Here is a 13,331-nt window from a genome sequence, read left to right as displayed (position 1 = left end):
TTTCGTTAATTAATGAGGTAATGTATGAGTCTTTCAATTTTCGAGCAGGACTTACCCCCCACACCGGCCAATCATGTGGCGCTTTCCCCTCTAACGTTCATCGAGCGTTCGGCGGCGGTGTATCCCGATTACCCGGCCGTGGTGCATGGCCAGACGCGCCGCACCTGGGCAGAGACCTGGGCACGCTGCCGTAGGCTCGCATCCGCGCTGGAAAAACGCGGTATTCAGCCGGGCCAGACAGTGGCGGCCATGCTGCCCAATGTGCCCGCAATGTTCGAGGCCCACTTCGGTGTGCCGCTGGCGGGCTGCGTGCTGAATACGCTGAATATCCGCCTCGATGCCGATGCCATCCGCTATATGCTGGCCCATGGCGAAGCCAGGGCGATTCTGGTGGATCCTGAGTTTGCCGAGGTGATCCAAGCGGCGGTGGCCACGTTGGAGAGCAAGCCGCTGATCATCGACGTGTCCGACCCGGAGTTTTTGGGTGAGACCCAAGGCATTGGCGAGCTGGAGTACGAGGCTCTGCTGGCCGAGGGCGACCCGGAGTACGCTTATCAACTGCCCAGCGACGAGTGGCAGGCGATTTCATTGAATTACACGTCGGGGACTACGGGCAAACCCAAAGGGGTGGTGTATCACCATCGCGGTGCCTACCTGAACGCGGTGAGCAATATTCTCGAGTGGGCCATGCCGCACCATCCTGTCTACCTGTGGACGCTACCCATGTTCCACTGCAACGGCTGGTGCTTCCCCTGGACCATTGCCGCCAATGCAGGCGTCAGCGTTTGCTTACGCAAGGTAGACCCCAAACGCATTACCGATTTGATCGCTGAAGAGGGCGTCACTCACTTTAGCGGTGCGCCGATCGTGCTCAATGGGCTGGTGAACCTGCCCGCCGAACAGAAGCGGGTGTTCGAGCATCCGGTGAAGGTGACCACCGCCGGTGCCGCGCCACCCGCCTCGGTGATAGCCGGGGTAGAAAAGCTGGGCATTGAAGTGACCCACGTTTATGGCCTGACGGAAGTATATGGCCCGGTCACGGTATGTGCCTGGCACGCGGCCTGGGACGAACTGCCGCTGGAGTCGCGGGCCAAACTCAAGTCACGCCAAGGCGTGCGCTACCACATGCTGGAAGCGCTCTGCGTCGCCGATCCGGTCACGCTGGAACCCGTTGCCAAGGATGGCCAGACCATCGGCGAAATCCTGATGCGCGGCAACAACGTGATGAAGGGATATCTCAAAAACGCCGAGGCTACGGAAAAAGCGCTGGAGGGCGGCTGGTACCACACGGGCGACTTGGCGGTATGGCATGCCGACGGCTATATCGAGATTAAAGATCGCTCGAAAGATATCATCATCTCGGGCGGTGAAAACATCTCCACCATTGAAGTCGAAGATGCCATTTACAGCCATCCAGCGGTGGAAGAGGCCGCCGTGGTCGCGAAGCCGGATGAAAAATGGGGCGAAACGCCCTGTGCGTTCGTCAAACTGAAAATAGGCTACGGTGAGGTCACCGAGGCGGATATCATTGCCCACTGCCGTAAGCATCTTGCGAGCTTTAAAGTGCCGAAAACGGTGGTTTTTAGCGAACTGCCCAAAACGTCCACGGGCAAAATTCAAAAATTCGTGCTGCGTGAAGAAGCCAGACAGCACCAGTCAGGGGAACAGCAATGAGCGAACAGCTGATAGGCGTAGTAGGCGCAGGCACCATGGGGCAGGGGATTGCTCAAGTAGTGGCCGCCAGTGGCTTTAACCTACGGCTGTACGATGTCGCCGATGAGCAGCTCACCCGCGCCAAAAATGCGATCGATAAAGGGTTCGGGAAGCTCGTTGCCAAAGAGAAGATGACGGCAGAGGGCAAGCAGGAAGCGCTGGCTCGGCTTTCGACCACCACGGCGCTGGATGCGCTCAGCGACTGCAGCGTGATCATCGAAGCTGCCCCCGAGCAGCCCGCATTGAAAGAGAAGCTGTTTCGGGATCTCAGCCATTTGAGCAGCGACGCGATTCTGGCGTCGAACACGTCGTCTCTATCACTGACTCGGCTGGCGGCGGTCTGCGAGCGCCCTGAGCGGGTGGTAGGCATGCACTTCTTCAACCCGGTGCCGGTACTCAAGCTGGTCGAGGTGATCCGCGCCGAGCAGACCTCGGATGCCACCGTAGAGCGCATCGAAGCGCTGACCAAAGCGCTGGGCAAAACCGCTGTGCCGGTGGGCGATGCGCCGGGCTTTGCCGTGAACCGTTTGCTGGTGCCGATGATCAACGAGGCCGCGTTTATCGTGCAGGAAGGCACCGCCACACCGGAAGCCATCGATGACGCCATGAAGCTGGGGGCCGCCCATCCCATGGGGCCGCTGGCGCTGGCGGATTTGATTGGCCTGGATGTGTGCTTGGCGATCATGGAGGTGCTGCAGGAAGGTTTTGGCGATCCCAAGTACCGCCCCTGCCCGCTGCTCAAGCGCATGGTGGCCGCAGGCTATCTGGGCCGCAAGAGTGGCCGTGGGTTTTATATCTATGAATAGCAGGCTGCGAGCTTAGGGGGCGACAAAAGAAGTGATTGCCACCCAACCAAGCGTTCGCTAGGGTTGAGTGGTAACCACCTCTACGCGCAATAACAATTAAGGAGCCGCCATGAGCGACGCAGTGATCGAGAAGGTTGATAACGATGGCGTGGTACGCCTGACCATTAATCGTCCCAAAGCCTTGAACGCGCTGAACAGCGAAGTGCTCAGCGCTTTGGAAGCGCACCTGGTCGAGTTGGAAGCTCACCCCAGCCTGCGGGCGGTATTGATTACCGGCGCTGGGGAAAAATCCTTCGTGGCCGGGGCAGACATCACCGAGATGCGTGATAAAACCCCGGAAGAAGCGCGCGCCTTTGCCAGCCAGGCACTGCGCACCATCAAACGCCTGGAAACCTTGCCCGTGCCGGTGGTCGCGCTGGTCAACGGGTTTTGCCTTGGCGGCGGCTGCGAACTGGCGCTGGCCTGCGACTGGGCCGTCGCCAGCGACAACGCCATCTTCGGCCAGCCGGAAGTCTTGTTAGGCGTCATTCCCGGCTTTGGCGGCACCCAGCGTTTGCCGCGTCGAGTCGGTCCCGCCATGGCCATCGACCTGGTGACGACCGGGCGCAAGATCGATGCCCAGGAAGCGCTGCGCATCGGCCTCGTCAACCGGGTAATGCCCCAGGCCGAGCTTGAGAGCTATGTTGAAGAGCTTACCAAGCAGCTGAAGGGTAACGGGCCGCAGTCGGTACGCGGCGCCAAGCAGGCCGTGCATGACGGCATGGACCAGGACCTCGATAGCGCCCTGGCCCTGGAAACCAGCCTGTTCGCCTTCTGCTTTGCAGGCCAGGAGCAGAAAGAGGGCATGAGCGCGTTTGTCGAGAAGCGTAAACCCAACTTCTAGGGTTTGTTTTTCGAGTTTTACTTATTCAAGGGGTGGCGCATGCGTCGCCCCTTATTTTATTCTCAGGCTTACTATTTTTCAGAGAAAGGAGTCACCGCGATGCAGTGGGCCGCTTTTGTGGTTGCCGCGCTGGGGTTTGCCTACTTGCCTGGGCCTGCGATGCTGTATACCGCTGCGCAAACCCTGGGGCGTGGCCGACGCGCAGGCTGGCTGGCGGTGGCGGGAGTGCATCTAGGCTGCTACGTGCATGTAATAGCGGCTGCGCTTGGCCTGGCCCTGCTGTTTGCCGCCATTCCGCCTGCGTACCTCGCCATGAAGATCATCGGTGGGCTCTATCTGCTCTGGATGGGCGTGCGCTTGTGGCGGCAGGGCATTCGCACGAGTGGCGATGAGCTGCCGTTGGCCACCACCCGGCGGGTGCTGCGCGATAGTTTCCTGGTAGAAGTGCTCAACCCCAAAACGGCGCTGTTCTTCGTGGCGTTCCTGCCCCAGTTCGTGCAGCCCGACAGCGCTCTGCCGGTGGCATGGCAACTGCTGTGGCTGGGGGTAGCCACCAACGTACTGTTTTCGTCGGCGGACGTGGTCGTGGTGTTGCTGGCCAGCCCGCTGCGCGCTTGGCTGCAAAAGTCCAATAGCTCCACCCGTTGGGTACAGCGGATGGGCGGCGGCGTACTGATGGGGCTGGGCGGAAATACGCTGGTTCAGGCGGCACGCTAAAACGATCACTCGCAAGGCTATCAATCGCTAAAGCGATCAATGACGTGTTCACCACAAGGAGCGCACCATGTTTGATCTGTATATCGCCAACAAGAACTACTCTTCCTGGTCGCTGCGCCCTTGGGTGCTGCTGAAAACGCTGGAGATCCCCTTCAACGAGCATCTGATGCCGTTCGAAGGGGGCTTTGGCGAGAGCCTCGCGACCTTCAAGCGTTTTTCTCCTTCGGGGCTGGTGCCTTGCCTGGTCGATCGCGAACACGAGGTGGCCGTGTGGGACTCGCTGGCGATTGTCGAGTACGTGGCCGAAGCGCATCCTGACGTATGGCCACAGCAGCTTGCCGCACGGGCCTGGGCACGCTCCGCCAGTGCCGAGATGCATAGCGGCTTTGCAGCGCTGCGCGATGAGTGTTCGATGAACTGTGGTGTACGGGTAGCGATGAACGCGATGTCCCCTGGGCTGAAAAGCAACCTGGCCCGGCTGGATGCGCTATGGCAGGAGGGGCTTGAGCGTTTTGGTGGCCCTTTTCTGGCGGGTGAGCACTTTACCGCCGTAGACGCGTTTTATGCCCCGGTGGCGTTTCGCGTGCAAACCTTTGGCCTTCCGCTGGGCGATGCCTCGCTGGCCTACGTGCAGCGCCTGTTGGCTCTGCCTGCCATGCAGGCGTGGTATGCGGCGGCGCTGAAAGAGACCTGGCGGGAGCCCATGCATGAACAAGAGACCCTGAAGCAGGCCACGCTGCTGAGCGACGAGCGGGCGACCGCATAGTACTTTAAAGAAAGTACTGTACAGAAAGTGCTGTACTGAAAGTACCGTGCAGGAAGTACTGTACAGAAAGTACTGTTCAGGAAGTGCCGGGCTGGAGGGAGGACGGCGCGGAGAGGGCGTAAATCCGCTACACTGACGCCTCTAATATTTCGCAACACGATTGAGAGTCATCAGATGGCGCTAAGTGCTACCCCCTACAAAGTGGATGTGAACCTGACCGACCTGGACCGCAATGTCTACGAAACGCTGCGGTTCACGGTGGCGCGCCACCCTTCCGAAACCGAAGAGCGCCTGTGCACACGGCTGATCGCTTACCTGCTGTGGTACAGCGAAGCGCTGGCCTTTGGACGCGGGCTCTCAGACGTGGACGAGCCAGCCTTGTGGGAGAAGAGCCTGGACGGGCGAGTGCTACACTGGATTGAAGTAGGGCTTCCCGATGCCGAACGCATGACCTGGTGTTCTCGGCGTGCCGAGCGGGTTTCCCTGCTGGCCTATGGCCGTGTCGACCTGTGGGAGAGCAAAGTGCTGCCTGCGGTCGCATCGCTGAAGAACGTTCACGTGGCCGGGTTACCCGCCGATGCGCTGTCCACGGTGGCAACGAACTTGCCCAGGGCCATCAACTGGGCCGTGATGATCAGTGATGGTGCGCTGTTCATTACCGATGAGAACGGCCAGCACGAAATCACCCCTGAATGGCTGCTGCGCGAACGCTGATCGAGGGTATTGGCGGTGAGGGATGACCGCCAATCTCCGCGCAAGTGGAAACAGCGTTGAGCGAGCCATAGACGACTATAAAAGTAGCTTGCTATCTTTTTGCAAGATTACATACAATCAGCAATGTTTGTTACTCAAGGAACGAGCCATGAAACCCTTTGCTGTATTACGTGCCCTGGTATTGCCGTTTAGCCTGCTGCCTGCGCTAGCCATGGCCAGCGACAGTGCCTTGACCCTCAAGTTCGAAAATGATGGCCTGGCCAGCAGTGATGACGGCCACTTCACCAGTGGCTTCGAGCTGAACTGGATGACGACGCCCTCCGAACAGAACTGGCTGCAGCGGCTTGCCGTGGCGTTGCCAGCGGGGTTGATGGGGCAGGCTGACTGGGTGACGTATCGCTTCGTGCACCAGATTTATACGCCCGATAACATCGAACGGCGCTCCCTGATCGAAGATGACCGCCCCTATGCAGGGCTGGTATACGGCGGTGTGTCGCTATATGAAGATGTGCCGGTGGGGCAGTGGCAGCGGGCCACCGATCTGCACCTCGATGTGGGCTTGGTGGGGCCCTCTTCCTTGGCTGACAGTATCCAGCGTGAGGTACACCGCGTCACCAATAGCGACCGCCCGCGGGGCTGGCGTAATCAGCTGGGTGACGAAGCGCTGATCAATCTGACGCTGCGCCGCCAGTGGTGGCATGACACCCCTTTAGCGGGCAAACAGTTTGCTCACGGCCCCAGTGTCGGCGCGGCGTTGGGCAACCTGTACACCTACGCCAGCGCTGGCTACAGCGTGCGCTGGGGAGACGACGCTCAAGGCATTCCCACCCTGACCCCCAACCCCGGTACGCGCCATCTGATGAGCGAGAGCCGTGGCTGGCAGTGGTATCTGTTTGCCAGCGTCGAAGGCTATTACATGGCCCATAATCTGACCCTGGACGGCAATACCGTGCGCGATAGCCATTCGGTAGACCGCAAGGAGTGGGTCGCCGATGCCTCCACGGGCTTGGCGCTGGCCTGGGAAGACTGGCAGGTGACCTACGCCGTCGTACAGCGCACCCGCGAGTTCGAAGGGCAGGATGAGCAGGATGTGTTTGGCGCCATGATGCTGACCAAGCGTTTCTAGTGCAGTAGGCCGACGCGCAAACGACCGAGAGGGGCAGCATGAGCAGCAAGTACCCACAGACACCGGATGGACGTTACTTCGTTGCCAAGAACCGGCTGTGGCGCTGCACCGATCCGCGTCTCTCGGAAGACACCCGGCGTCTTCATGTCAAAGCGTTGATGAAGGCGCGGCGTGCGGTGCGCAGTGCCCAACAGCATGACGATGAGCACGCGCTTCGCCAGGCACGTCAGGCCGTGCAGGAAGCCAAGGAAGCACTGGGTGAGCGGGGGCCTGTCTGGTGGCAGGATGGAGCACCGGACGAAGGCGGTCTCACTCCCCACAACAGCTCCTATGTCGACTGGTGGGCCGCGCGCTCCTGAATCCCGGCGTGTGGTAATCTGCACGCCACTCTTACTGCATCGATAGGCACCCTGTGACCATCAAAGCCAATCTGTCCATTCTGGATATCGTGGGCCACCTGCTGGTGTGGCTGTTACTGACGATTTTTACGCTGGGGATCGCGCTGTTTTTCTTTCCCTACTCCTTTGCTCGCTTTGTCATCAATCGTACTAGCGTGGTCGACCATGCCAGTGGGGTAGAGCGAAAAATGGTCTGCGATATCAATATCTTCAGCAATATCGGCCATATCATCCTGTGGATGGTGATTTCGTTTATCACCTTGGGGGTTGGCTATATCTTCTACTTTTACCGCGTCTGGAACTACGCGTTGAACAACTCACGCGTGCTGTAGTTCTGCTGGTTCCTCCGCCCGCTGCCTGTCAGCGGGCACTCTCTTTCATCGGTGCACGTTACGAAGAGTACATCTCCTGGTGCCGCTATGACGGAAGCGACTGTGGCTACGGTGATCATCGCCGCGTCACGGCCAACGTACGCTATCAGTTTTGATATACGTGCCGCGTGAGATACGGCGGCATACCGCCACATGAACTTGCTACATGAGTTCGCTACATGAACAACGGGGCCTGCGATGAGCAGGCCCCGTTGCCTTTTTGGGTCTCTTCGTGGGTCGACGCTTTGAGCCAAATCATCACAATCCCATCCACGAGTCCCACGTTATATAGCGTAATCACCAGCGACATGATGCATGACATGAACAGCGCCATGAGGCATGAAAATATCAGCTGGGCGTATTTCGGATCGAACATCGTACGTTTTCCTGGTACGCGAATTAACGCTTGCCTTCGGTTTTTTCAGTAAAGTCGCTGGCATCGTGGCGTTCATGAAGCTGCTCATGGGGTTCCCCCCAGGTACGGTTGACCATGCGGCCCCGTTGCACGGCGGGGCGGGCATCGATCTCTTCGGTCCAGCGCAGCACGTGGGTGTAGGTGTGGGCCTCCAGAAATTCGGCTGCCTCATACACACGGTTCTTGACCAGTGCGCCATACCAGGGGTGGATCGCCATGTCGGCAATCGTGTATTCGTCGCCCGCCATATAACGGTTGTCTGCCAGGTGGCGGTCGAGTACGTCCAGTTGGCGCTTCACTTCCATGGTGTAGCGGTCGATAGGGTACTGATACTTTTCCGGCGCATAGGCATAAAAATGCCCAAAGCCGCCGCCCAGCATCGGTGCGCTGCCCATCTGCCAGAACAGCCAGGAAAGGCATTCGGTACGCTTGGCGGGGTCGCTGGGCAGAAAGGCAGCAAATTTTTCGGCCAGATAGAGCAGGATGGCCCCTGACTCGAAGACCCGCTGGGGTGGCTGAACGCTGTGGTCCATCAGTGCCGGGATCTTCGAATTGGGGTTCACCTCCACGAACCCGCTACCAAACTGGTCGCCTTCACCGATCTGAATCAGGTGGGCATCGTACTCGGCGTCGGTGATGCCTTTTTCCAGCAGCTCTTCGAGCATCACGGTGACCTTGACGCCGTTAGGCGTGGCCAGCGAGTAAAGCTGCAGCGGATGCTTGCCGACGGGTAGAGGTTTATCGTGGGTGGCACCTGCGACGGGGCGGTTGATGTTGGCAAATTTGCCACCGTTGCCGGGTTCCCATTGCCATACCTTGGGCGGCGTATAGGTTGGATCGCTCATGAGGTCCTCGCGTTTAGCGGTCATGCGTTGTCGTAGTGAATCGATTGGGGCGCTTGAGCCTGGCTACAAGGGTGTGTCGTTAGCGAGTTAATTAAATGGCAAGGGCAGAACAAAGGCAACGCTGGCAGAAGGGGGCAGGCTGTTTCTGACCTGCGAAAGACAGGTCAGAGGCGTTTCAAGCATTTACACCAATGTCAGAGTGACGTCGATGTTGCCACGGGTGGCATTGGAGTATGGGCACACGATGTGGGCTTTATCGACCAGCGACTGCGCAACATCTTTTTCCAGGCCCGGCAGGCTGATCTTGAGCTCCACTTCGATGCCAAACCCGGTAGGAATGGCACCAATACCCACGCTGCCATCGATCTGTGTGTCTGCAGGCAGCTTTACCTTCTCCTGGTTGGCAACGTGCTTCAAGGCACCCAGGAAGCAGGCAGAGTAGCCTGCGGCAAACAGCTGTTCCGGGTTGGTGCCAGCACCGCCAGCGCCCCCCAGTTCCTTCGGCGTGCTCAGCTTGACATCCAGAGCGCCGTCAGAAGACTTGGCGTGGCCTTCGCGGCCGCCAGTAGCGTGGGCATGGGCGCGATAAGCAATGGTTTCGATAGACATGGGCGTCTCCAAGGGTATGAGCGAGTTTGGAAAAAGAGACTTTAATTTAGTGTTATTTTAACTTGCGCGCAAGATAAATATGGAGTCACTCAAAAGACAGTGTCATTCGCGTTTACTGGTTCGACTGCAGGCGCTGACGAAGCGCAATCAAGTCGTCTTTCAGCTCACGCAAGGCGTCGGCAGAGTGTTCGCTGGCCTTGATGATGCAGCCCGGAATATGCTGCGCTTGGGCGCGTAGCGCGCGGCCCTTGTCGGTCAGCAACAGCTCGACCACACGCTCATCCTGGGTGCTGCGCTGGCGTTTGATCAACGCCTCGTTTTCCAGCCGTTTGAGCAGCGGGGTGAGCGAACCCGGATCGGTAAGCAAGCGCTTGCTCAATGTACCTACGGTAATCCCATCGTTTTCCCATAGCACCAGCATGGCCAGGTATTGCGGGTAAGTGAGCCCTAGCTCCTTGAGCAGTGGCTTGTAGGTTTTGGTCATTATCAGCGACGTTGAGTACAGCGCGAAGCAGAGCTGCTGGTCCAGCTCCAGTTCGTTGCAGGGCTCAAGTTCTGTCATGTCTTCTCCGAGGTGTTGACGTGAAAGGTAATGTATCGTGCCCAGCGTCTACTTACTATCTGACTTTTTAGACAACCCTGGACGTTGGTCGCAAATCACCATTTTTTATTCTTCAAATGAGGCTGCCGTGAATATCACTCAACTGACGGTCTATCCGGTCAAGTCGCTCAAGGGGATCGACCTGCAACAGAGCGAGCTCTACACCCACGGGTTGGCCTGGGATCGGCGCTGGATGCTGGTCGATGCGCAGCAGCGTTTCGTCACCCAGCGTCAGCTGCCCGCCCTGGCCACCATAGGCGTGGCTCTCGACGAGCGCTCGCTGGTGCTCTCGCATCCGTCGCTGACGCCTATCGCCATTTCACTGGATGAGCCGCAAGGTAATCTGCGCCACGTGACCGTCTGGAACGATCACTGCAAGGCGCTCCCGGAAGGCGAGGAAGTCTCCCGATGGCTGGAGGCTGCCCTGGGGGATACGGCCCGGGGCTTGAGTCTGGTGCGCTTTGCCAGCGACTTTCCACGGCCCGTGGAAGCGGACTTCCTGGCAGGCGACAGCGCGGATACTTTCTTCTCGGACGGCTACCCTTTCCTGGTTACCACCACCGGCTCGCTGGATGCGCTCAATCAGGCACTGGTGGCTTCTGGGCAGTCCCCCATCCCCATGAACCGGTTCCGGCCCAACATCGTGGTGGAGTGTGCCACCGCTTGGGCGGAAGACCGCTGGGCCGGGCTGCGAGTACCCACTGGTGGTATCGAACTCACCCTGCGCAAGCCTTGCCAGCGCTGCAAGATCACCACTGTGGATCAGCAGACCGGTGCGGTCCCTGCCCAAGGCGAGCCACTCAAGACGCTGCTGTCACTCAATACCCAGCCGCATCTGAAAGGCGCTTTTTTTGGCCAGAATGCCACGCTGACCAAGGGGCAGGGCGCCACTATTCGTGTGGGGGACGCCGTAGCGGCATTACCACGCGAGGTTTGAAGCGCAGTAGCCCCGTGGCCACGGCGGTGCCCATCAACGTAATCACCATGCCGAGCACTACTTGCAGCGAGAGCGTTTCTTCCAGCAGCAGATAGCCCCACAGCAGCGCGCTCACCGGCACCAGAAAGGTGACCGTGGACGTGGCGGTGGCCCCGGCGCTGGCCAGCAGTCCGAAATAAAGTAGAAAGGCCACGGCGGTGCTCAGCACCGCCAGGGCCAAGGCGTTACCCCAGGCCAGCGTGCTGATGGGCTCGTTGGGCCATAGCAGCAGGCCGGGGATCAGCAGCACGAGCGCCGACATGGCGCTGCTGCCTGCGGCCAGTACCCGCGTGGGCAAATGGCCCAGCCGGGTTTTCGAATAATTGCCTGCGACCCCATAGCAGAAGGTGGCCCCCAGCACGGCCACGATGAACCAGCCGTCTCCCCCCAAACTGAAGTCCAGACGATGTGCCGACAGCACATAAACTCCCACCAGCGCCAACGTCAGCCCCAGGTATTGCTGGCGCTTCACGGGCGTGGCAAAAAAAGCCGCCCCCAGCAGCGCGGTAAAAATAGGCGTGGTGGCGTTGAGCAGCGAGGTAAATCCTGCTTCCAGGCGCGTGGTTGCCAGTGCTAGTAGAGAAAAGGGCAGCACATGGCTGACCACGCCCAGCAGAAGTAGCGGCCCTTTATGCTGCCAGTGCACCCGTCGAGTTGGCGGCGATGACCAGCGAGTCCTCAGATGATATCACGCCGTGACATTCGGCAAGCCCCGGAGAAATCAGCTACCCTGAAAAGGCTGAACGCTCTCTTGCGCTCAGTTCGCCATTAGCGAACTACCCTGGGAAAGGAGAACAGAATGGATAGCAAAGCAAGCGCACGTTGGGAAGGTGGTTTGAAGGACGGCCAAGGGCATGTATCCACCGAAAGTGGAGCGCTGGACGCCAACTACTCGTTCAAGCAGCGCTTCGAAGGCGCGCCGGGCACCAATCCAGAAGAGCTGATCGGTGCTGCCCATGCGGGCTGTTTCTCCATGGCGCTCTCCATGATTCTTGGCGAAAAAGGCTACACTGCGGAGTCCATCGATACACAGGCCAGCGTAACGCTGTCACAGGGCTCGAATGGTTTCGATATTTCGAAAATTCATCTTGAAGTAGAAGCCAGCGTGAGCGGAGCGGATGAAGCCGCTTTTAAAGAAGCCGCAGAGACGGCAAAAGAGAACTGCCCTGTTTCAAAAGTGTTGAATGCCGAGATTACCATGACCGCAAAGTTAAAAGGTTGATTTAATAACTTGTGTTATGGAAAAGGCGTCAAGTGCTTCTTTTGACTTTTGGTCGAGTTGGTTTGCAAGATGAATGGCCATTTTTTTGTCATGGATTGAATTCAAGTGTTGGTATTAAAGAGGTGAGAGCGCCTGCCCATGCGACAGTCTGTCGGATTGACCCACCGGTAGCCAGTCGGCATATTAGCCGTAAAAAAGGAGAACCCATGACGACCACGACGCATTACCCTGCCAGCCGACGGCTCAAGCGCTCCTGTTTAGGCAGTCTGGCGGTCAGCGCTTGGCTGCTGGCGACCAGCGCGTTGGCCAATGCCAGCGAGCTTCCCAAAGGGCACTTTTTGCTGCCCGAAACAGGCAACATGATTGGCGAGATCTACACGGTCACGGCCAGCAATGAAGATACGTTGCTGGATATCGCCCGGGCTCACAACGTGGGCTACGAGGAGATCCGCATGGCCAACCCGGATGTCAGTATCTGGGTGCCTGGCGAAGGTACCGAGGTGACCATTCCCGGCCAGTTCATTCTGCCTGACGAGCCGCGTACCGGTATCGTGATCAATGTCGCTGAACTGCGCCTCTACTACTATCCCGAGGCGGCGGCTGGCGAGCCTGCCGTGGTCGAGACCTACCCCATCGGCATTGGGCGCGATGCCTACAATACGCCTCTGGGGATTACCAAGACCACCATGCGGCTCGAAAATCCTGCCTGGTATCCGCCGGCGTCCATTCGTCGTGAGGCCGCCGAGCGGGGCGACCCGCCACCGGCTGTCGTGCCTCCGGGCCCTGATAACCCGCTGGGGCAGTTCGCCATTCTGCTCGATATACCGGGCTACTTGATTCACGGGACCAACCAGCCGGACGGCATCGGTATGCGCGCTAGCCGAGGCTGTATCCGGATGCACGGGGACGATATCGAGTCGATCTTCTGGCGCGTGCCTGTCGGCACTCAGGTCAATATCATCGATGCCCCCATCAAGCTGGGCTGGAGCGAGCAGGGCAATGCCTATATTCAGGCATTTTCCTCTACCGACGAGAAGGCTTTCGGCATGGACACCCTGCTGAATGTGATTGGCCTGATCGAAGAGCATAACGGCCAGGGCAGTGCCAACTACGAGCAGGTCAGCCGCGTGCTCGAAGAAGCCAACGGTCAAATCGTACCTCTCAGCTAA

General features: G+C 59.0%; 16 protein-coding genes and 1 pseudogene. 12 read left to right on the top strand and 5 right to left on the bottom strand.

Annotated elements, in window-relative coordinates; translation table 11 throughout:
- Positions 1-24 precede the first annotated feature (24 nt).
- The 9 genes from RVM26_RS10230 to RVM26_RS10190 all read left to right on the top strand — a co-directional run bounded on the left by RVM26_RS10230 (position 25) and on the right by RVM26_RS10190 (position 7,455).
- Entirely contained in the window at positions 25-1,674 is a 1,650-nt protein-coding gene (locus RVM26_RS10230; RefSeq protein ID WP_498938480.1) for an acyl-CoA synthetase, read from the top strand.
- Positions 1,671-2,519 (top strand): 3-hydroxybutyryl-CoA dehydrogenase, encoded by an 849-nt coding sequence (locus RVM26_RS10225; protein WP_498938478.1) that lies wholly within the window; start codon positions 1,671-1,673, stop codon positions 2,517-2,519. The genes RVM26_RS10230 and RVM26_RS10225 overlap by 4 nt, the downstream gene beginning before the upstream one ends.
- A 109-nt stretch (positions 2,520-2,628) precedes the next feature.
- Complete coding sequence (locus RVM26_RS10220; RefSeq protein WP_081139088.1) at positions 2,629-3,402, top strand: enoyl-CoA hydratase/isomerase family protein; 774 nt, start codon at positions 2,629-2,631, stop codon at positions 3,400-3,402.
- Positions 3,403-3,501: 99 nt separating this feature from the next.
- Positions 3,502-4,119: a LysE family translocator gene (locus RVM26_RS10215; protein ID WP_016914594.1), complete on the top strand. Its 618-nt coding sequence runs from the start codon at positions 3,502-3,504 to the stop codon at positions 4,117-4,119.
- A gap of 67 nt (positions 4,120-4,186) precedes the next feature.
- Positions 4,187-4,885, top strand: coding sequence for a glutathione S-transferase family protein (locus tag RVM26_RS10210; protein WP_100731630.1), 699 nt, complete (start codon positions 4,187-4,189; stop codon positions 4,883-4,885).
- Between the two features lie 174 nt (positions 4,886-5,059).
- Positions 5,060-5,599, top strand: a complete 540-nt coding sequence (locus RVM26_RS10205) for a YaeQ family protein (RefSeq protein WP_039176533.1) — start codon at positions 5,060-5,062, stop codon at positions 5,597-5,599.
- Between the two features lie 148 nt (positions 5,600-5,747).
- Entirely contained in the window at positions 5,748-6,725 is a 978-nt protein-coding gene (locus tag RVM26_RS10200) for a lipid A deacylase LpxR family protein (protein WP_498938475.1), read from the top strand.
- A 38-nt stretch (positions 6,726-6,763) separates the two neighbouring features.
- Entirely contained in the window at positions 6,764-7,084 is a 321-nt protein-coding gene (locus tag RVM26_RS10195; RefSeq protein WP_498938473.1) for a hypothetical protein, read from the top strand.
- A 53-nt stretch (positions 7,085-7,137) separates the two neighbouring features.
- Complete coding sequence (locus RVM26_RS10190) at positions 7,138-7,455, top strand: DUF6693 family protein (RefSeq protein ID WP_498938471.1); 318 nt, start codon at positions 7,138-7,140, stop codon at positions 7,453-7,455.
- A gap of 214 nt (positions 7,456-7,669) precedes the next feature.
- On the opposite strand, the gene RVM26_RS10185 is transcribed toward RVM26_RS10190, so the two are convergent.
- From RVM26_RS10185 to RVM26_RS10170, 4 genes are all read right to left on the bottom strand, one after another.
- The gene (locus RVM26_RS10185; protein WP_081139096.1) at positions 7,670-7,870 is read right to left on the bottom strand and encodes a DUF2798 domain-containing protein; all 201 of its coding nucleotides are present in this window, start codon (positions 7,868-7,870) and stop codon (positions 7,670-7,672) included.
- A gap of 23 nt (positions 7,871-7,893) precedes the next feature.
- The gene (gene yghU / locus RVM26_RS10180; protein WP_498938469.1) at positions 7,894-8,754 is read right to left on the bottom strand and encodes a thiol:disulfide oxidoreductase; all 861 of its coding nucleotides are present in this window, start codon (positions 8,752-8,754) and stop codon (positions 7,894-7,896) included.
- Positions 8,755-8,937: 183 nt separating this feature from the next.
- Positions 8,938-9,363, bottom strand: coding sequence for an organic hydroperoxide resistance protein (locus RVM26_RS10175; protein ID WP_498938467.1), 426 nt, complete (start codon positions 9,361-9,363; stop codon positions 8,938-8,940).
- Positions 9,364-9,475: 112 nt separating this feature from the next.
- Positions 9,476-9,925: a MarR family winged helix-turn-helix transcriptional regulator gene (locus RVM26_RS10170; RefSeq protein ID WP_498938465.1), complete on the bottom strand. Its 450-nt coding sequence runs from the start codon at positions 9,923-9,925 to the stop codon at positions 9,476-9,478.
- Between the two features lie 127 nt (positions 9,926-10,052).
- Here RVM26_RS10170 and RVM26_RS10165 point away from each other — a divergent pair, with 127 nt between their 5' ends.
- Positions 10,053-10,901: an MOSC domain-containing protein gene (locus RVM26_RS10165; protein WP_498938463.1), complete on the top strand. Its 849-nt coding sequence runs from the start codon at positions 10,053-10,055 to the stop codon at positions 10,899-10,901.
- Here the strand turns inward: RVM26_RS10165 and RVM26_RS10160 are convergent.
- Positions 10,855-11,589 (bottom strand): annotated as a pseudogene (locus RVM26_RS10160) (DMT family transporter); the annotation flags it as partial. The gene RVM26_RS10165 and the pseudogene RVM26_RS10160 overlap by 47 nt on opposite strands.
- 150 nt (positions 11,590-11,739) lie before the next feature.
- On the opposite strand from RVM26_RS10160, the gene RVM26_RS10155 reads away from it, so the two are divergent.
- Positions 11,740-12,162 (top strand): OsmC family protein, encoded by a 423-nt coding sequence (locus RVM26_RS10155; RefSeq protein WP_100731618.1) that lies wholly within the window; start codon positions 11,740-11,742, stop codon positions 12,160-12,162.
- A 206-nt stretch (positions 12,163-12,368) separates the two neighbouring features.
- Positions 12,369-13,331, top strand: coding sequence for a L,D-transpeptidase family protein (locus RVM26_RS10150; protein ID WP_498938461.1), 963 nt, complete (start codon positions 12,369-12,371; stop codon positions 13,329-13,331).

The organism is Halomonas sp. KM072 (assembly GCF_050710315.1).
Lineage (GTDB): Bacteria > Pseudomonadota > Gammaproteobacteria > Pseudomonadales > Halomonadaceae > Vreelandella > Vreelandella hamiltonii.
This window is presented reverse-complemented; position numbering and strand designations above follow the sequence as displayed.